Origin of the sequence: Pseudoglutamicibacter albus, from assembly GCF_022346425.1 — a bacterium.
GTDB classification, from domain to species: domain Bacteria; phylum Actinomycetota; class Actinomycetes; order Actinomycetales; family Micrococcaceae; genus Pseudoglutamicibacter; species Pseudoglutamicibacter albus.
The window spans coordinates 19,694-38,484 of the sequence record NZ_JAKRCW010000017.1 but is presented as its reverse complement, the minus strand read 5'-3'; the positions used below and the strand labels follow the sequence as shown (position 1 = coordinate 38,484).

The window sequence follows — 18,791 nt, the reverse complement described above, 5'->3', positions numbered from 1 at the left end:
TACGTGTCGACATTGAGACCACACCCTTGTTCATACTTGTTCAGCGTAGGAGTACGCGCTCAAAGTATGTGAGGCACGACTGTAGCTACGCGATCAATATATGTAAGGTACGCCGCCGATTGGCGCATCGTTATCCATTGCGTTAGACTGGACGCTGTACCAAAGACCGTTGGTTATGGGCGCGTGCGCTCATCGAAGGTTCCCGCACTTGCAGGACAGCCCACGTAGGGACAGTTACTTCACGAACCGAGGCGTTCAGCGCCGTCGATGTTCACCGTGTAGCCCTGTGCCTATGTGCCAGGGCTATTTTGCTTTTCGGGGCAACCAACCGGGATGAACCATCTTAGAACCCCGGAAGGAGTGTCATGGCTAAGAACGTCAAGGAGATCGCCGTAGCGGAGATCACCAAGGACTTCGAGGAGTCCTCGGCTGCAGTCCTGACCGAATACCGTGGGCTCACCGTGGAACAGCTCAAGGAGCTTCGCCGCTCCATGGGCCCAGACACCAAGTACGCAGTCGTCAAGAACACCTTGACCGAGATCGCTGCTAAGAACGCCGGTGTCGACGCATTCGAGGGCATGCTCAACGGCCCAACTGCTATCGCGTTTGTACGCGGGGATGCAGTTGCAGCCGCTAAGAGCCTCACCGATTTCGCTAAGGACCACGAGAAGCTCATCATCAAGGGCGGCTACTACGACGGCCAGAAGATGGACGCTGAGCAGATCAAGGATCTTGCTGCTCTCGAGTCCGTCGAACACCAGCTGGCTCGCGTTGCCGGTGTCCTCAAGGCACCAGCATCCGCTGCTGCACGCATCATCGATGCGCTGCGTCTCAAGCGCGAAGAGGCCGGCGAAACCGCCGAAGCCCCAGCTGCAGAGTAGTCACGGTTCCGTAGCACCCGTTGTCCCGCAACATCCGTTGCGGCGCGGGACGCTTGAGCCCAACAGTTTCAACCGACAAGCTTTTACGCGGAGCAAAGCCTCCGCATCGACGAAAGGACGCCACTATGGCGAAGCTCACCACCGAAGAGCTCCTTGACGCGTTCAAGGAAATGACCATCTTCGAACTCTCCGAGTTCGTTAAGCAGTTCGAAGAGACCTTCGACGTCACCGCAGCTGCTGTTGCTGCAGCTCCTGCTGCAGGCGGTGCCGCAGGCGGCGCTGAAGAGCAGACCGAATTCGACGTCATCCTCGAAGCCGCTGGCGATAAGAAGATTGGCGTTATTAAGGAAGTTCGCGGCCTGACCTCCCTCGGCCTCAAGGAAGCTAAGGAGCTCGTTGACGGCGCTCCTAAGGCTGTTCTCGAAGGCGTCTCCAAGGAAGATGCAGAGAAGGCTAAGGAAGCTCTCGAGGGCGCTGGCGCAACCGTCACCCTCAAGTAATTTCCTTTCACGCGCCGCGGCGTGAGAGTGTGCCGCTCACAGTGAATGAATGTTTGGCCCGTGTCACCATTTGGTGACACGGGCCAAACTCTGTTAAGGGCCCTGGCTGATGATCGGGGGGAGCTAGGGGCGGCATCCTAGCGATGCAGCAAGAGTGCTTCGCCTTGACCTCCGCCGCCACACAGCGCGACGGCCGCGGTGCATCCGCCTTTCTCCTCAAGTTGGTAGCACGCTGTCACAACGAGGCGTGCGCCACTCGCCCCGAGCGGATGTCCCAAGGCGATCGCGCCACCCCATGCGTTCACGTCCTCTGCGTCCACACCTAGCTCGCGTTGGGACTGCACGGACACGGATGCGAAAGCCTCGTTGATTTCTATGACATCGAGGGCGCCCTGATCGATGCCGGAACGGTCGAGGGCCCTCTTGATCGCTCGGGCCGGCTGGGAGTGCAGGGAATTATCCGGCCCGGCAACCTGGCCTGCCTCGCCGATGGTTGCCAGTATGGTCGCGTTATTCTGTTCAGCCCAGATGCGCGAAGTCACGATCACGGCCGCTGCTCCATCCGATAGGGGAGAGGAGTTCCCGGCAGTGATGGTTCCTTCTTTCGAGAATGCCGGTCGCAGCTGAGCCAAGGCCTCAGCGTTCGTATCCTCACGCACGCCCTCATCGTCTGTGACAGTATGCTGTCGGCCGCGGCGATCCACCCACTCAACAGGGGCGATCTCTTGCTGCAGGTGCTCATGGGAAGAAGCTGCTCGTTGATGTGAGGCGGCGGCCACCGCATCCTGCTCTGCCCGCGAAATCTCGCGAGCATCGTTGCCGGCATCAGTCAGCGAGCCCATCGAGACCTGATCAGTCGCATCCGTGAGCCCATCATGAGCCAGCGAATCAACCGCGGCTACGTCCCCGTACTTCCAGCCAGTGCGGGAGCCTGGTAAAAGATGAGGTGCATTCGACATTGACTCCATCCCGCCAGCAACCACAACATCAGCCTCACCTAGGCGAACAAGGCGGGCGGCGTGAATCACCGCGGAAAGACCAGAAAGGCACACCTTGTTGACCGTCTCAGCATGAGCGGATGCAGGTAGGCCCGGAACCGAAAGGGCTGCCTGCCGAGCGGGGTTCTGCCCACATCCAGCCTGAACCGCCTGCCCCATCACTACGGCCTCGACGCACTCCGCGCCGACCCCAGCCCTGCCGAGCGCGGCCTCGATAGCGCGCTCACCCAGCGCGGCGGCAGAAAAATCCTTGAGCCCGCCCAAAAGACGCGCAAAAGGCGTGCGCGCGGCACCAATGATCACCGCGTCCCGCCCGCTCAAAGCCGTGATGCCTTGCAAGCCACCAGGGGTGGAATCGCCAGTCACGCCACCGGACATATGAACCTCCATCGTAAGAAAAACGCACACGAATGTGACCAGCATCTCACGATCGAAGGTGCGCTAGCCATGCAAGCCCGGCAGGCATCGTGCTCGGTATCACGCACGCGAGCTCAAAATACTATTCGACACGCTTGATGAACTGCGCTAAGATGGATCGTTGCGGCTCTTCTTGTCCTGTTACATCGACCTTCATATAGCGGTGGGTCGATGTTTTAACGTCTCATCAGGCGTTTACAACCTCACGCGAAATCCTAGCCTCACGAGCTAGTCAACGCATAGAGAATACGCATAGCGAGGGCAAAGCCGCACCCGGAAACATGACGGTCTGTGGAAGGAAAACCTTTGGTCGCCTCGAGCACCTCTCAGAACTCAACCGCTACATCGGCTCGTACCGCCGCCGCAGCGGGCCGCATCTCCTTCGCGAAAATCCACGAGCCTCTCGACGTCCCGGATCTGCTAGCACTGCAGACCGAATCGTTCGACTGGCTCATCGGTAACGAACGCTGGCAGCAGCGCGTAGCGAAGGCAGAAGAAACAGGGGACACCAGCGTCCCACGAGTACCAGGGCTGGCCGAGATCTTCGAAGAGATCTCACCCATCGAAGACTTCCAGGGCACCATGTCCCTGAGCTTCTCCGAGCCAGAATTCGCGGACCCTAAGTACACGATCGCGGAAGCCAAAGACCGCGACGCCACCTACTCGGCACCGCTCTATGTGCGTGCCGAGTTCATGAACAACCAGACCGGCGAAATCAAGCAGCAGACGGTCTTCATGGGCGATTTCCCGCTCATGACCGACAACGCGACGTTCATCATCAACGGAACCGAGCGCGTCGTTGTGTCCCAGCTGGTCCGTTCCCCAGGTGCCTACTTTGAGCGCACCCCAGACAAGACCTCCGATAAGGACATCTACTCCGCGCGCATCATCCCATCGCGCGGTTCCTGGTTCGAGCTCGAAATCGATAAGCGCGACCAGGTCGGTGTCCGCCTCGACCGTAAGCGCAAGCAGTCCGTGACCGTACTGCTCAAGGCGCTGGGCTGGACCGAATCCCAGATTCTTTCTGAATTCGGCGACTACGAGTCGATCCGCATCACCCTCGAGAAGGACACCGTCCACACCGAGGAAGAAGCGCTACTGGACATCTACCGCAAGCTACGCCCGGGCGAGCCGCCGACCGTTGAAGCGGCACGCAACCTGCTTGAGAACATGTACTTCACCCCGAAGCGCTACGACCTCGCTAAGGTGGGCCGCTACAAGCTCAACCGCAAGCTCGGCATGGACATGCCGATGGACACCCCAGAGTCCTCCGTTCTGACCGAGGCCGACATCGTAGCGATGATCCGCTACATCGTCGCACTCCACGCAGGCGAGCGCACCATCAAGGGCGTACGCAAGGGCGAAGAGACCGACATCCCGATCAACGTCGATGACATCGACCACTTCGGCAACCGCCGCATCCGCGCGGTCGGCGAACTGATCGACAACCAGGTCCGCACCGGCCTGTCCCGTATGGAGCGCGTTGTACGTGAACGTATGACCACCCAGGACGTCGAGGCGATCACCCCGCAGACCCTGATCAACATCCGCCCGGTTGTCGCTGCGATCAAGGAGTTCTTCGGAACCTCCCAGCTCTCGCAGTTCATGGACCAGAACAACCCACTGGCTGGCGTGACCCACAAACGCCGCCTCTCGGCTCTGGGCCCAGGCGGTCTCTCCCGCGACCGCGCAGGCATGGAAGTCCGTGACGTTCACCCGTCTCACTACGGCCGCATGTGCCCGATCGAGACCCCGGAAGGCCCGAACATTGGCCTGATCGGCTCGCTCGCAACCTACGGTCGCATCAACTCCTTCGGCTTCATCGAAACCCCGTACCGTCGCGTTGTTGACGGCGTGGTGACCGAGCACGTCGACTACCTGACCGCAGACGAAGAGCTCGAATACCAGATCGCGCAGGCAAACGCGCCGCTGGCAGAAGACGGCACCTTCGAAGAAGACCTCGTTCTCTGCCGTGAACGCGGTGGCGGCGGCGAACCAGTCCTGGTCGCTCCGAACGAGATCGACTACATGGACGTCTCGCCACGCCAGATGGTTTCCGCAGCGACCGCACTGATTCCGTTCCTCGAACACGATGACGCCAACCGCGCGCTCATGGGCGCGAACATGCAGCGTCAGGCCGTTCCGCTCCTGGAACCGGATTCCCCAATCGTGGGTACCGGCATGGAGAAGTACCTCGCGGTTGACTCCGGCGACGCGGTTCTGGCGAAGAAGCCAGGCGTTGTCACAAGCGTTTCGGCTGACCTCGTCTCCGTCATGAACGATGACGGCACGCAGACGAACTACCCGATCATGAAGTTCGCCCGCTCCAACCAGGGCAACGGCTACAACCAGAAGGTCGTTGTCACGGAAGGGGACCGGCTGGAAGCTCAGGCCCTCATCGCTGATGGCCCAGCAACCCAGGCGGGCGAGCTCGCGCTCGGTAAGAACCTCCTCGTTGCGTTCATGTCCTGGGAAGGCCTCAACTACGAGGACGCGATCATCCTCTCCGAGCGCATGGTCTCCGACGACGTCCTCACCTCGATCCACATCGAGGAATACGAGGTCGATGCCCGTGACACCAAGCTCGGCGCTGAAGAGATCACCCGCGACATCCCGAACGTGTCCGAGGAAGTGCTTTCGCAGCTCGATGAGCGCGGCATCATCCACATCGGTGCTGAGGTAGAAGCCGGCGACGTCCTCGTGGGTCGTGTAACACCTAAGGGTGAAACCGAACTGACCCCGGAGGAGCGCTTGCTGCGCGCGATCTTCGGTGAGAAGTCCCGCGAAGTCCGTGACACCTCGCTGCGCATCCCGCACGGTGAGTCCGGTACCGTCATCGGCGTCCGCATCTTCGATCGCGACGATGACGACGAGCTACCACCAGGTGTGAACCAGCTGGTCCGTGTCTACGTTGCACAGAAGCGCAAGATCACCGTTGGTGACAAGCTCGCTGGCCGCCACGGTAACAAGGGTGTTATCTCCAAGATCCTCCCGGTTGAGGACATGCCGTTCATGGCTGACGGTACCCCGGTCGACGTGATCCTGAACCCAATGGGTGTTCCGGGCCGTATGAACCTGGGCCAGGTCATGGAGTTGCACCTCGGGTGGGCCGCATCCCAGGGCTGGAACATCGAAGGTGAACCTGAGTGGATCAAGAACCTTCCGAACCTGCCGCGTGAGCAGGCTCCGATCAAGGTTGCCACCCCGGTCTTCGACGGTGCTGAGGAAGAGGAAGTCCGCGGTCTGCTGGACCACACTCTGCCGTCCCGTGACGGCGAGCGTCTGATCGATAACTCCGGTAAGGCGACCCTGTTCGATGGCCGCTCCGGCCAGCCGTTCCCGGAGCCGATCTCCGTGGGTTACATGTACATCCTCAAGTTGCACCACTTGGTTGATGACAAGATCCACGCTCGCTCGACCGGTCCATACTCGATGATTACGCAGCAGCCGTTGGGTGGTAAGGCCCAGTTCGGTGGTCAGCGTTTCGGCGAGATGGAGGTGTGGGCGCTTGAGGCGTACGGCGCGGCATACACCCTGCAGGAGCTGCTGACGGTCAAGTCGGATGATATCCACGGCCGTGTGAAGGTCTACGAGGCGATCGTTAAGGGCGATAACATCCCTGCCCCTGGCGTTCCGGAGTCCTTCAAGGTTCTGTTGAAGGAAATGCAGTCGCTGTGCCTGAACGTTGAGGTTCTTTCGACCGACGGCGAGACGATTGAGATGCGCGATGCGGACGAGGAAGTCTTCCGGGCCGCAGAGGAGCTGGGTATCAACTTGTCCAATGTTGAGCCGAGCTCGGTTGATGAGGTCTAAGTAGCGCTCGATGCGGTGGCGGGCTGGGGTGCCCGCCACCGGCTACGGACCTTTGTCCAGTCTGGTTGTGTTGCTGGGCTGGTGAACCACCTGATGAAGACTTCAATTTTTTGACGAAAGAGAGTAAGGACTTATGTCCACCGAATCGACTTTCGGATTGATGCGTATTGGTTTGGCTACGGCTGAACAGATCCGCGAATGGAGCTACGGCGAGGTTAAGAAGCCGGAGACCATTAACTACCGCACACTCAAGCCTGAGAAGGATGGCTTGTTTGGTGAGCAGATTTTCGGTCCTACGCGTGACTGGGAGTGCTCGTGCGGTAAGTACAAGCGTGTCCGTTTCAAGGGCATTATTTGTGAGCGTTGTGGCGTTGAGGTGACCCGTTCTAAGGTTCGCCGTGAACGTATGGGCCACATCGAGTTGGCTGCTCCTGTGACGCATATTTGGTACTTCAAGGGCGTTCCTTCGCGTTTGGGTTACCTGCTTGATTTGGCGCCGAAGGACCTCGAGAAGGTTATTTACTTTGCGGCGTACATGATCACCTCGGTTGATGAGGAACGCCGTCACGAGGAGCTGCCGAACTTGCAGGCTGCTCACGATGTTGAGATCAAGAACATCGCTAACACGCGTGACGCTGATATCGCTGAGATCGCTAAGGAGCTTGAGGAAGAGCTCGCTCGCCTTGAGGGTGAGGGCGCTAAGGCTGCTGAGAAGAAGAAGGCTCGCGACGCCGCTGAGAAGGAAATGGCGAACGTCCGTAAGAATGCGGACGCCGAGATTGAGCGTCTCACCGAGGTGTGGGAGCGTTTCAAGACCATCAAGGTGGGTGACCTTGAAGGTAACGAGTCGCTGTTCCGCACGATGCGCGCCAAGTATGGCCTGTTCTTTGAGGGCTTGATGGGTGCTGAGGCGATCCAGAAGCGCCTGCAGAACTTCAACCTCGAGGAAGAGGCAGAGGCGCTGCGTGAGGTGATCGCTACCGGTAAGGGTCAGCGTAAGACTCGCGCGATCAAGCGTCTGAAGGTTGTTAACGCTTTCTTGACGACCGATAATTCGCCTGAGGGTATGGTCCTTGACGCTGTTCCGGTGATTCCGCCGGAGTTGCGCCCTATGGTTCAGCTTGATGGTGGCCGTTTCGCTACCTCGGACCTCAACGACCTCTACCGTCGTGTGATCAACCGCAACAACCGCTTGAAGCGTCTCATGGATCTGGGCGCTCCAGAGATCATCGTGAACAACGAGAAGCGCATGTTGCAGGAGTCGGTTGACTCGTTGTTTGACAACGGTCGCCGTGGCCGCCCGCAGACTGGCCCGGGTAACCGCCCGCTGAAGTCGCTGTCTGACATGCTCAAGGGTAAGCAGGGTCGTTTCCGTCAGAACCTGCTGGGTAAGCGTGTTGACTACTCTGGCCGTTCGGTCATCGTGGTTGGTCCGCAGTTGAAGCTGCACCAGTGTGGTCTGCCTAAGCAGATGGCGCTTGAGCTGTTTAAGCCGTTCGTGATGAAGCGCCTGGTTGATCTGAACCACGCTCAGAACGTCAAGGCAGCTAAGCGTATGGTTGAGCGTTTCCGCCCTGCGGTGTGGGATGTTCTTGAAGAGATCATCGCTGAGCACCCGGTTCTGTTGAACCGTGCACCAACCCTGCACCGCCTGGGTATTCAGGCGTTTGAGCCGCAGCTCATTGAGGGTAAGGCTCTGCAGTTGCACCCACTGGCGTGTGCAGCGTTCAACGCTGACTTCGATGGTGACCAGATGGCTGTGCACTTGCCGTTGAGCCCTGAGGCTCAGGCTGAGGCGCGCATCCTGATGTTGTCTTCGAACAACATTCTGAAGCCTTCGGATGGCCGCCCGGTTGCGTTGCCTGCGCAGGACATGATCATCGGTTTGAACCACTTGACTACCCGCCGTGAGGGTGTTGTTGGTGAGGGCCGTAGCTTCTCTTCTGTTGCTGAAGCGATCATGGCGTTCGATGCGGGCGAGCTTGATCTGAACGCGGTCTGCACGATTGCGGTGGATAACTTTGTTCCGTCGGCTTCGCAGCCTGCCCCTGAGGGTTGGGTTGAAGGCAAGCCGGCGCTTCTGGAGACCACTCTGGGTGTCGCCTTGTTCAATGACACGTTGCCTGAGGACTATCCGTGGTTCGCTGAGGTCGCTACCAAGGGCACCTTGGGTGACCTCGTGAATGACCTCGCTGAGCGTTACCCGAAGGTCGATACTGCTCGTACCCTCGATAACCTCAAGGACAAGGGCTTCGAGTGGGCCACCCGCTCGGGTGTCACGGTTGCGATCTCTGACGTGACCTCTCACATGGACAAGGCCGCGATCCTGGCCCCGTATGAGGAGCGTGCTCAGAAGGTTCAGACTCAGTTTGAGATGGGTCTGATCGCTGATGATGAGCGCCGTACCGAACTCATTGACATCTGGACTCAGGCCACCGAGGAGGTTGCCTCCAAGATGCAGGAGGGCATGGAGAAGTACAACACCATTAACCGCATGGTGACTTCCGGTGCTCGCGGTAACTGGCTGCAGTTGCGCCAGATTGCCGGTATTCGTGGTCTGGTGTCGAACCCGCAGGGTGAGATTATTCCTCGCCCGATCAAGTCTTCCTACCGTGAAGGTTTGACGGTTCTTGAGTACTTCATCGCTACTCACGGTGCCCGTAAGGGTCTTGCGGATACCGCGTTGAAGACCGCTAACTCGGGTTACTTGACGCGCCGCCTGGTTGACGTTTCTCAGGACGTCATCGTGCGTGAGCATGACTGTGGTACCCGCCGTGGCCTTAAGGTCGCTATCGCGGATGAGGTCAACGGTGTCCGTACTCTGCATGAGACGGTCGAGAACTCGGCGTACACCCGCACCCTTGCCAAGGATGTTGTGGACGCCAACGGTGAGCTGTTGGCTGAGGCCGGCGAGGACGTGGGCGATGTCCTGATTCAGCGCCTCTTCGATGCCGGTATTGACGAGGTCAATGTCCGTTCGGTTCTGACGTGTGATTCCGCGGTTGGTACGTGTGCGTTGTGCTACGGCCGCTCGCTGGCATCCGGCAAGCTCGTTGATATCGGTGAGGCCGTGGGTATCGTTGCGGCTCAGTCGATTGGTGAGCCTGGTACCCAGTTGACGATGCGTACCTTCCACTCGGGTGGTGTTGCTGAGTCTGGCGATATTACCCAGGGTCTGCCTCGTATTCAGGAGCTCTTTGAGGCGCGTACGCCTAAGGGCTTGGCGCCGATCACCGAGGTTGCTGGTCGTGTCTCGATCGAGGACACCGAGCGCGCCCTGCGCGTTATCGTGACCCCGGATGATGGCTCTGAGGAAGAGGCCTACCCTGTTCTGCGTCGTTCCCGCCTCTTGGTTGAGGAAGGCGATCACGTGGACGTTGGCCAGCAGCTGGCTGCGGGTGCTATTGACCCGAAGCAGGTTCTGCGTGTTCTTGGCCCGCGTGAGGCACAGAAGTTCCTGGTCCGTGAGGTTCAGGCTGTGTACCAGTCTCAGGGCGTGGGTATTCACGATAAGCACGTTGAGGTTATTGTTCGCCAGATGCTGCGCCGCATCACCGTGATTGATCAGGGTGACACGGATCTGCTTCCTGGTGAGCTGGCTGACCGTGCGGTCTTCCAGGCTGCTAACCGTAAGGCTGTCGCTGAAGGCGCCCGCCCGGCATCGGGCCGTGACGAGCTCATGGGTATCACCAAGGCTTCGCTGGCTACCGAGTCGTGGCTGTCCGCCGCGTCCTTCCAGGAGACCACGCGCGTTCTGACCCAGGCCGCTATGGAGGCTAAGTCTGATCCGCTGTTGGGTCTGAAGGAGAACGTCATCATCGGTAAGCTGATCCCTGCCGGTACTGGCTTGGATCGCTACACCCAGGTTGATGTTGAGCCGACTGAGGAAGCGAAGGCTTCCTTCTACTCCGGCCCATCCGCTTTCTCTGGTTTCGATTATCAGGGGATGGAAGCGTTCGGTGGCGAGTTCTCCGCGATCTCGATGGAGGAGTACGGCAACTTCGGTCAGGACTTCAACTGATCTCTAGCCTCGCTGGCTGGTGACGTAAGCGCCGGTTAGCTGAGAACAAGTACGATGCGGCGGGTGCCTTCCGTAGGGGAGGTGCCTGCCGCATCGGCGTTAAGAGCTGTTTATTCTCCGGCCATGTCGTGTTGCGTTGGCGTTGGGGCGGCGCTGGCACTCTTGTGGCATGCACGCTTGCGGATACGGGCTTGGCGGCCGCGAACGTGCAGATTGTGGCGAGAACGAAAATGCTGATATAGTGGATGATCAGAGTTTTCGTGTGGAGAAGTGGACTCAGTCCGTGTCGTTCGCAGGTTGAATGACGTACTCCACACTTTCGCACGCCTCGGACCAAGCGGTTTAGAGATCGCGAGAAAACGATAACCGCACGCATCGCCCGCCGCGCTTTACATAGTGAGGCAACCGGGTGGGCAAGCGGACAGTCCGATCAGCAACGTAAGGACATAGATTGCCTACAATTCAGCAGCTGGTGCGCAAGGGTCGCGCTCCACACAAGAACAAGTCGAAGACCCCGGCGCTTGAGGGTAACCCAATGCGCCGCGGCGTGTGCACCCGCGTGTACACCACCACCCCTAAGAAGCCGAACTCCGCGCTTCGTAAGGTTGCTCGTGTCCGCCTCGCAGGCGGCACCGAAGTAACTGCCTACATCCCAGGTGAGGGCCACAACCTGCAGGAACACTCCATCGTGCTCGTTCGCGGTGGCCGTGTGAAGGACCTGCCAGGTGTCCGCTACAAGATCGTCCGCGGCGCACTCGACACCCAGGGTGTCAAGGACCGCGGCCAGGCCCGTTCCCGCTACGGCGCTAAGAAGGAGAAGAAGTAATGCCTCGTAAGGGTCCAGCTCCCAAGCGTCCAATTGTCAACGATCCGGTATACGGCTCCGCACTGGTCACCCAGCTGATCAACAAGGTGCTCGTAGACGGTAAGAAGTCCACCGCAGAGCGCATTGTCTACGGCGCACTTGAAGGCACCCAGGCTAAGACCGGTAACGACCCGGTAGCCACCCTCAAGAAGGCCATCGAAAACATCAAGCCTGCACTTGAGGTTCGCTCCCGCCGCGTCGGTGGCGCAACCTACCAGGTCCCTGTTGAGGTCAAGCCTGGTCGCTCGGTTGCGCTCGCGCTGCGCTGGCTGGTCGGCTTCTCGAAGGTCCGCCGCGAGAAGAGCATGACCGAACGCCTCATGAACGAGATCCTGGACGCCTCCAACGGCCTCGGCGCAGCAGTCAAGCGCCGCGAGGATACTCACAAGATGGCGGAAGCCAACAAGGCGTTCGCTCACTACCGCTGGTAATCCACGTTCTACCCGGTGGCGATCCTCGCCACCGGGTATTGACACCTCAACCGTAAGGGAGACACCGTGGCACTCGACGTGCTCACCGACCTTAAGAAGGTCCGCAACATCGGCATTATGGCCCACATCGATGCGGGCAAGACCACTACTACGGAACGCATCCTGTTCTACACGGGTGTGAACCACAAGCTCGGCGAGACGCACGACGGTGCATCGACGACCGACTGGATGGAGCAGGAGAAGGAGCGCGGTATTACCATTACCTCCGCTGCAGTCTCCGCTTACTGGAATGACAACCAGATCAACGTCATCGACACCCCAGGCCACGTTGACTTCACCGTTGAAGTTGAGCGTTCCCTGCGCGTTCTCGACGGCGCTGTCGCTGTCTTCGACGCCAAGGAAGGCGTTGAGCCGCAGTCCGAGACCGTGTGGCGTCAGGCAGACAAGTACGGCGTTCCACGCATTTGCTTCGTCAACAAGATGGACAAGATGGGCGCTGACTTCTACCACACGGTAGGAACCATCGTCTCCCGTCTGGGCGCTAAGCCACTCGTGATGCAGCTGCCAATCGGCGCTGAGAGCGATTTCGTTGGCGTTGTTGACCTCGTCAGCATGAAGGCTCTCAAGTGGGAAGCTGATTCGAAGGGTGACGTATCCCTCGGCCAGAAGTACACCACTGAAGAGATCCCAGCTGATCTGAAGGACAAGGCTGAGGAATACCGCGCAAAGCTCGTCGAAGACGTCGCAGAAGCTGACGAAGAGCTCATGGAGAAGTACCTCGAAGGCGAGGAAATCACCGAAGCTGAGCTCAAGGCCGGTATCCGCAAGCTGACCGTTGCCGACGAAGCCTACCCAGTCTTCTGCGGCTCCGCGTTCAAGAACCGCGGCATTCAGCCAATCCTCGACGCCATCGTCGACTACCTGCCATCGCCGCTGGACGTTCCACCGATGCACGGTACCGACCCGAAGGACGAGACGGTTGAGCTGACCCGTAAGCCATCCGTCGACGAGCCGTTCTCGGCTCTCGCGTTCAAGATCGCATCCCACCCATTCTTCGGCACCCTGACCTTCATCCGCGTCTACTCGGGCCGCCTCGAATCCGGTGCTCAGATCCTGAACTCGACCAAGGGTAAGCGCGAACGCATCGGCAAGATGTTCCAGATGCACGCGAACAAGGAACAGCCAGTCGAAGAGATCGTAGCAGGCCACATCTACGCGGTCATCGGCCTCAAGGACACCACCACTGGTGACACCTTGTGCGCATCCGATGCTCCGATCATACTCGAATCGATGACCTTCCCAGAGCCAGTGATCTTCGTTGCTATCGAGCCGAAGACCAAGGGCGACCAGGAGAAGCTCTCCAACGCGATCCAGAAGCTCGTCGCTGAAGACCCAACCTTCACCGTTTCTCTTAACGACGAAACCGGCCAGACCGAAATCGGCGGCATGGGCGAGCTGCACCTCGACGTCTTCGTCGACCGCATGAAGCGCGAATTCAAGGTTGAAGCGAACGTCGGTAAGCCACAGGTTGCATACCGCGAAACCATCCGCCGCACCGTGGAGAAGGTCGACTTCACCCACAAGAAGCAGACCGGTGGTTCCGGCCAGTTCGCAAAGGTCCAGGTCACTTTCGAACCTCTCGAGGTCGAAGGCGACACCATCTACGAGTTTGAGAATGCCGTCACCGGTGGCCGTATTCCACGCGAATACATCCCATCCGTTGACCAGGGTATCCAGGAAGCCATGGAACTCGGTGTCCTGGCTGGCTACCCGATGGTCGGCGTCAAGGCAACCCTGCTCGACGGTGCATACCACGATGTTGACTCGTCTGAAATGGCGTTCAAGATCGCAGGCTCCCAGGTTTATAAGGAAGCCATGAAGCGTGCCAACCCGGTTCTGCTCGAGCCGGTCATGGCCGTTGAGGTCCGCACCCCAGAAGAGTACATGGGCGATGTCATCGGTGACCTGAACTCCCGCCGCGGCTCCATCCAGTCGATGGATGACGCTCAGGGCGTTCGCGTCGTCAAGGCTCAGGTTCCGCTTTCGGAGATGTTCGGCTACATCGGCGACCTGCGTTCCCGTACGCAGGGACGCGCCGTGTACTCGATGGTCTTCGACAGCTACGCCGAGGTGCCGAAGAGCGTCGCGGACGAGATCATCCAGAAGTCCCGCGGCGAGTAATTCCTGTGGGTAGAACGAGTGGGCGGCACTGCCGCGAGTAGTACCGCCCACTCGTTCACCGCCGGAGCAGCTTTACAGGCTGGCCGGCGGACGAACAGGGATCACCGCTAAGGTGAGGCAGATCTCACTGGATCCCGCTGAATTTTCATAAACCAACACGCCATCAGTAAACTGATTGATAGCTTGCTCACCAAAAGAGTGAGCAGTAGGAAGTTTGCTGAAAACAGTTCTAGGAGGAATCTGTGGCAAAGGCAAAGTTTGACCGCTCTAAGCCGCACGTAAACGTCGGCACCATCGGCCACGTTGACCACGGTAAGACGACGCTGTCCGCCGCTATCTCGAAGGTATTGGCAGACCGTTTCCCGTCTGACACCAACGTCCAGCGTGACTTCGATACCATTGACTCCGCTCCGGAAGAGCGCCAGCGCGGTATTACCATCTCTATCTCCCACGTGGAGTACGAGACCGAGAAGCGTCACTACGCACACATTGACGCTCCAGGCCACGCTGACTACGTCAAGAACATGATCACCGGTGCTGCTCAGATGGACGGCGCAATCCTCGTGGTTGCTGCTACCGACGGCCCAATGGCTCAGACTCGCGAGCACGTTCTGCTGGCACGCCAGGTTGGCGTTCCTGCACTGCTCGTTGCACTCAACAAGTGCGACATGGTTGACGATGAAGAGCTCCTCGACCTCGTCGAGATGGAGGTTCGCGAACTTCTGTCCTCCCAGGGCTTCGACGGTGATGAGGCTCCAGTCATCCGCGTTTCCGCTTACCAGGCGCTGCAGGGCGACGAGAAGTGGGCTGACTCCATCATGGAGCTCATGAACGCTGTTGACGAGTACATCCCAGACCCAGTCCGCGAGAAGGATCAGCCATTCCTGATGCCAATCGAGGACGTCTTCACCATTACCGGTCGCGGTACCGTTGTTACCGGCCGTGCAGAGCGCGGTACCCTCAAGCTTAACTCCGAGGTTGAGATCGTTGGTCTGCGCCCACTGCAGAAGACCACCGTTACCGGTATCGAGATGTTCCACAAGCAGCTCGACGAAGCATGGGCTGGCGAGAACTGTGGTCTGCTGTTGCGCGGTCTCAAGCGTGAAGACGTTGAGCGCGGTCAGGTTGTTGTCGAGCCAGGCTCGATCACCCCACACACCGAGTTCGAGGCAAACGTGTACATCCTCTCCAAGGACGAGGGTGGCCGCCACAACCCGTTCTACTCGAACTACCGCCCACAGTTCTACTTCCGTACGACTGACGTGACCGGTGTTATTACCCTCCCAGAGGGCACCGAGATGGTTATGCCAGGTGACACCACCGAGATGACCGTCGAGCTCATCCAGCCAATCGCTATGGAAGAGGGCCTCGGCTTCGCTATCCGTGAGGGTGGCCGCACCGTTGGTTCGGGCCGCGTTACCAAGATCATCAAGTAGGACCAGTCTTACTGATCTGGCGCAGGCCACATCGACATGATGTGAACCAGCTATAACGAAACGCCATAACGAAAGGGGGTCCGATTCTCCGCAAGGGGAGTCGGGCCCCTTTCGCGTCCCCGCCGCCCACACCCGATATGAGGCAACCGGGGTTGAGCCCATCACATTATTTTGTGAATCAACACAGGATGTGCCACACTAGATAAGTTGGCTTTTTGGGCCTAGAACCAAGATGCCAACACGGTCCCTGCATAGAAGACGGCGCTGAACACCACACCGGTGAAGACACGCCCGAGTGCGTGGATCGGAGCTCGGCCGAGGCAAGGAACCCTGAAGTATTTAGGATTTGGCTCGCAACCGGGCGTGCCGGTTACAGCAAGCGCATAGAGAACCAGACCTTCCTGGAACTAACTGCCACCGCTGTGACCCGTGAGGCACACATCAATAACAGTGCTAACAACGTAAGGAAGACAGCATGGCGGGACAGAAAATCCGCATCCGGCTGAAGTCATACGACCACGAAGTCATTGACACCTCCGCCCGCAAGATCGTGGATACCGTCACTCGCGCCGGCGCAACCGTCGTCGGCCCAGTGCCGCTGCCAACGGAGAAGAACACGTTCACCGTGATTCGCTCCCCACACAAATACAAGGATTCCCGCGAACACTTCGAGATGCGCACCCACAAGCGCCTCATCGACATCGTGGATCCAACTCCAAAGGCCGTCGATTCGCTCATGCGCCTCGACCTGCCAGCGGATGTCAACATCGAAATCAAGCTTTAATAGGGAGGTGCTGAGATAACTATGACCGCAAGCCGCAACATCAAGGGCCTGCTGGGCACGAAGCTCGGCATGACCCAGGTCTGGGATAAAGACAACAACCTGATCCCGGTCACCGTCGTCAAGGCTGACGCTAACGTCGTCACCCAGCTGCGCAACGAAGAGCGCGACGGCTACACCGCGATCCAGATCGGCTACGGCCAGGTAGACCCAACCAAGGTCACCAAGCCACTCGTCGGCCACTTCAAGGCCGCAGGCGTGACCCCACGCCGCCACGTAGCTGAAGTACGTACCGCTGACGCCGCAGACTACGAACTCGGTCAGGAACTGACCGTCGAACAGTTCGAAGCCGGTTCCAAGGTAGACATCACCGGAACCACCAAAGGTAAGGGCTTCGCAGGTGCAATGAAGCGCCACGGCTTTTCCGGCGCAGGCGCATCCCACGGTCAGCACAAGAACCACCGCAAGCCAGGCTCCGTAGGCCAGGCGTCGACCCCAGGTCGCGTCTTCAAGGGCAAGAAGCTTCCGGGCCGCATGGGCGTTGAGCGTCAGACCACCCTGAACCTCACGGTTCACGGTGTTGACGCAGAAAACAACCTCCTGCTCATCAAGGGCGCAGTCCCAGGTCCGCGTGGCCAGGTTGTCCTGGTTCGCACTGCAGTGAAGGGAGCCTAACCAATGGCTATCAAAACCGTAAAGGTTGATCTCCCAGCAGAGATCTTCGATACCGAGGCCTCCGTTGCTCTCTTGCACCAGGTAGTTGTTGCGCAAGAGGCAGCACGCCGCCAGGGTACGCACAAGACCAAGACCCGCGCTGAACGCTCCGGCTCCGGCATCAAGCCGTTCCGCCAGAAGGGGACCGGCCGTGCACGTCAGGGCTCCATCCGCGAGCCACAGATGCGCGGCGGTGGTATCGCACACGGCCCAGTGCCACGCGACTACTCCCAGCGCACCCCTAAGAAGATGAAGGCAGCTGCACTGCGCGGCGCCCTCACCGATCGTGCCCGCCACGATCGCATCCACGTCGTAGAGGACATCATCACGGGCGACACCCCGTCGACCAAGCAGGCACGCGAAAACCTCAAGTCCCTCACGACCCGGAAGAACCTGCTCGTGGTGCTTGAACGCGCCAACGACGTCGCAGCTCTGTCCGTGCGTAACCTTGAGAACGTTCACGCCCTGTTCGCGGACCAGCTCAACACCTACGATGTGCTCCGCGCTGATGACGTCATCTTCACGAAGGCTGCCTTCGACGCCTTCACCGGTAAGGAGGACGCCAAGTGACTAACATCAACCGTCGCACGGCCCACGACGTGATCGTCGCTCCGGTCGTTTCGGAGAAGAGCTACAACCTGATCGACGAGGGTCAGTACACCTTCCTGGTGGACCCACGCTCGAACAAGACCGAAATCAAGGCTGCAGTAGAGGAGATCTACGGCGTCAAGGTTGCATCGGTCAACACCAGCAATCGCCCGGGTAAGCGTACGCGTACCCGTTTCGGTTGGGGACAGCGCAAGAACACCAAGCGCGCGATCGTCACCCTCCAGGGCGATGACACCATCGACATCTTCGGCGGTCCGGTCGCCTAAGGCAACCGGAGACCACTTTAACGAGGAACAATAAATGGCAATTCGCAAATACAAGCCGACAACGCCGGGCCTTCGTGGCGCGTCCGTTGCCGACTTCGCAGAAATTACGCGCAGCACGCCAGAGAAGTCCCTTCTCCGCCCGCTGCACAAGACCGGTGGCCGTAACAACACCGGCCGCATCACGACCCGTCACAAGGGTGGTGGACACAAGCGCCAGTACCGTCTGATCGACTTCCGTCGCGCAGACAAGGACGGCGTACCGGCGAAGGTCGCGCACATCGAGTACGACCCGAACCGCACCGCCCGTATCGCACTGCTGCACTACGTGGACGGCACCAAGCGCTACATCGTAGCGCCGGAACGTCTCAAGCAGGGCGACCGCGTCGAGTCCGGCCCGAACGCTGACATCAAGCCAGGTAATAACCTGCCGCTGCGCAACATCCCAGTGGGTACCGTTGTGCACGCGATCGAGCTCCGCCCAGGTGGCGGCGCCAAGATGGCTCGTTCCGCTGGTGCATCCGCTCAGCTGGTAGCCCGCGAAGGCAAGTACGCACAGCTGCGTCTGCCATCCGGCGAAATCCGCAACGTTGACGTACGCTGCCGCGCAACCGTCGGCGAAGTCGGTAACGCTGAGCAGATCAACATCAACTGGGGTAAAGCCGGCCGCATGCGCTGGAAGGGCGTACGCCCAACCGTTCGCGGTGTCTCCATGAACCCGGTTGACCACCCACACGGTGGTGGTGAAGGCCGTACCTCCGGTGGCCGTCACCCAGTCAACCCAGCCGGTAAGAAGGAAGGCCGCACGCGCCGTCCTAACAAGTCCAGCGACAAGCTCATTGTGCGCCGTCGCCGCACTGGCAAGAACAAGCGATAGGAGC

General features: G+C 59.4%; 14 protein-coding genes. 13 read left to right on the top strand and 1 reads right to left on the bottom strand.

What is annotated here, in order from left to right; all coding sequences use genetic code 11:
- Positions 1-365 precede the first annotated feature (365 nt).
- Together rplJ and rplL are read left to right on the top strand one after the other, a co-directional pair.
- Positions 366-881 carry a 50S ribosomal protein L10 gene (gene rplJ / locus MHJ63_RS09390; protein ID WP_035758011.1) on the top strand — a complete coding sequence of 172 codons (516 nt, stop codon included), beginning with the start codon at positions 366-368 and terminating at the stop codon, positions 879-881.
- A 125-nt stretch (positions 882-1,006) separates the two neighbouring features.
- Positions 1,007-1,381 carry a 50S ribosomal protein L7/L12 gene (gene rplL / locus MHJ63_RS09385; RefSeq protein ID WP_035758013.1) on the top strand — a complete coding sequence of 125 codons (375 nt, stop codon included), beginning with the start codon at positions 1,007-1,009 and terminating at the stop codon, positions 1,379-1,381.
- A 137-nt stretch (positions 1,382-1,518) separates the two neighbouring features.
- Here the strand turns inward: rplL and MHJ63_RS09380 are convergent, their stop codons facing one another.
- Positions 1,519-2,745 carry an acetyl-CoA C-acyltransferase gene (locus MHJ63_RS09380; RefSeq protein ID WP_239447248.1) on the bottom strand — a complete coding sequence of 409 codons (1,227 nt, stop codon included), beginning with the start codon at positions 2,743-2,745 and terminating at the stop codon, positions 1,519-1,521.
- Positions 2,746-3,102: 357 nt separating this feature from the next.
- Between MHJ63_RS09380 and rpoB the strand changes: the two genes are divergently transcribed.
- From rpoB to rplB, 11 genes are all read left to right on the top strand, one after another.
- On the top strand, positions 3,103-6,609 hold the full coding sequence (gene rpoB, locus MHJ63_RS09375) for a DNA-directed RNA polymerase subunit beta (RefSeq protein ID WP_239447247.1): 3,507 nt from the start codon (positions 3,103-3,105) through the stop codon (positions 6,607-6,609).
- A gap of 133 nt (positions 6,610-6,742) precedes the next feature.
- Positions 6,743-10,630 carry a DNA-directed RNA polymerase subunit beta' gene (locus tag MHJ63_RS09370; protein ID WP_239447246.1) on the top strand — a complete coding sequence of 1,296 codons (3,888 nt, stop codon included), beginning with the start codon at positions 6,743-6,745 and terminating at the stop codon, positions 10,628-10,630.
- A gap of 451 nt (positions 10,631-11,081) precedes the next feature.
- On the top strand, positions 11,082-11,456 hold the full coding sequence (rpsL, locus tag MHJ63_RS09365; RefSeq protein ID WP_035758017.1) for a 30S ribosomal protein S12: 375 nt from the start codon (positions 11,082-11,084) through the stop codon (positions 11,454-11,456).
- Complete coding sequence (gene rpsG / locus MHJ63_RS09360) at positions 11,456-11,926, top strand: 30S ribosomal protein S7 (protein WP_035758019.1); 471 nt, start codon at positions 11,456-11,458, stop codon at positions 11,924-11,926. The genes rpsL and rpsG overlap by 1 nt, the downstream gene beginning before the upstream one ends.
- Positions 11,927-11,992: 66 nt before the next feature.
- Positions 11,993-14,107 (top strand): elongation factor G, encoded by a 2,115-nt coding sequence (fusA, locus tag MHJ63_RS09355; protein ID WP_035758022.1) that lies wholly within the window; start codon positions 11,993-11,995, stop codon positions 14,105-14,107.
- A gap of 242 nt (positions 14,108-14,349) precedes the next feature.
- Positions 14,350-15,543, top strand: a complete 1,194-nt coding sequence (tuf, locus tag MHJ63_RS09350) for an elongation factor Tu (RefSeq protein ID WP_035758024.1) — start codon at positions 14,350-14,352, stop codon at positions 15,541-15,543.
- A 475-nt stretch (positions 15,544-16,018) separates the two neighbouring features.
- Positions 16,019-16,327, top strand: a complete 309-nt coding sequence (gene rpsJ / locus MHJ63_RS09345) for a 30S ribosomal protein S10 (RefSeq protein ID WP_035758027.1) — start codon at positions 16,019-16,021, stop codon at positions 16,325-16,327.
- Positions 16,328-16,348: 21 nt separating this feature from the next.
- A complete protein-coding gene (gene rplC, locus MHJ63_RS09340; RefSeq protein ID WP_035758030.1) occupies positions 16,349-16,999 on the top strand; it encodes a 50S ribosomal protein L3 in 651 nt (216 codons plus the stop codon).
- A 3-nt stretch (positions 17,000-17,002) separates the two neighbouring features.
- The gene (gene rplD, locus MHJ63_RS09335; protein WP_035758031.1) at positions 17,003-17,608 is read left to right on the top strand and encodes a 50S ribosomal protein L4; all 606 of its coding nucleotides are present in this window, start codon (positions 17,003-17,005) and stop codon (positions 17,606-17,608) included.
- A complete protein-coding gene (gene rplW, locus MHJ63_RS09330) occupies positions 17,605-17,913 on the top strand; it encodes a 50S ribosomal protein L23 (protein ID WP_035758034.1) in 309 nt (102 codons plus the stop codon). Before rplD ends, rplW begins: the two co-directional genes overlap by 4 nt.
- A 34-nt stretch (positions 17,914-17,947) precedes the next feature.
- Positions 17,948-18,787 (top strand): 50S ribosomal protein L2, encoded by an 840-nt coding sequence (rplB, locus tag MHJ63_RS09325; protein ID WP_035758037.1) that lies wholly within the window; start codon positions 17,948-17,950, stop codon positions 18,785-18,787.
- Positions 18,788-18,791 lie beyond the last annotated feature (4 nt).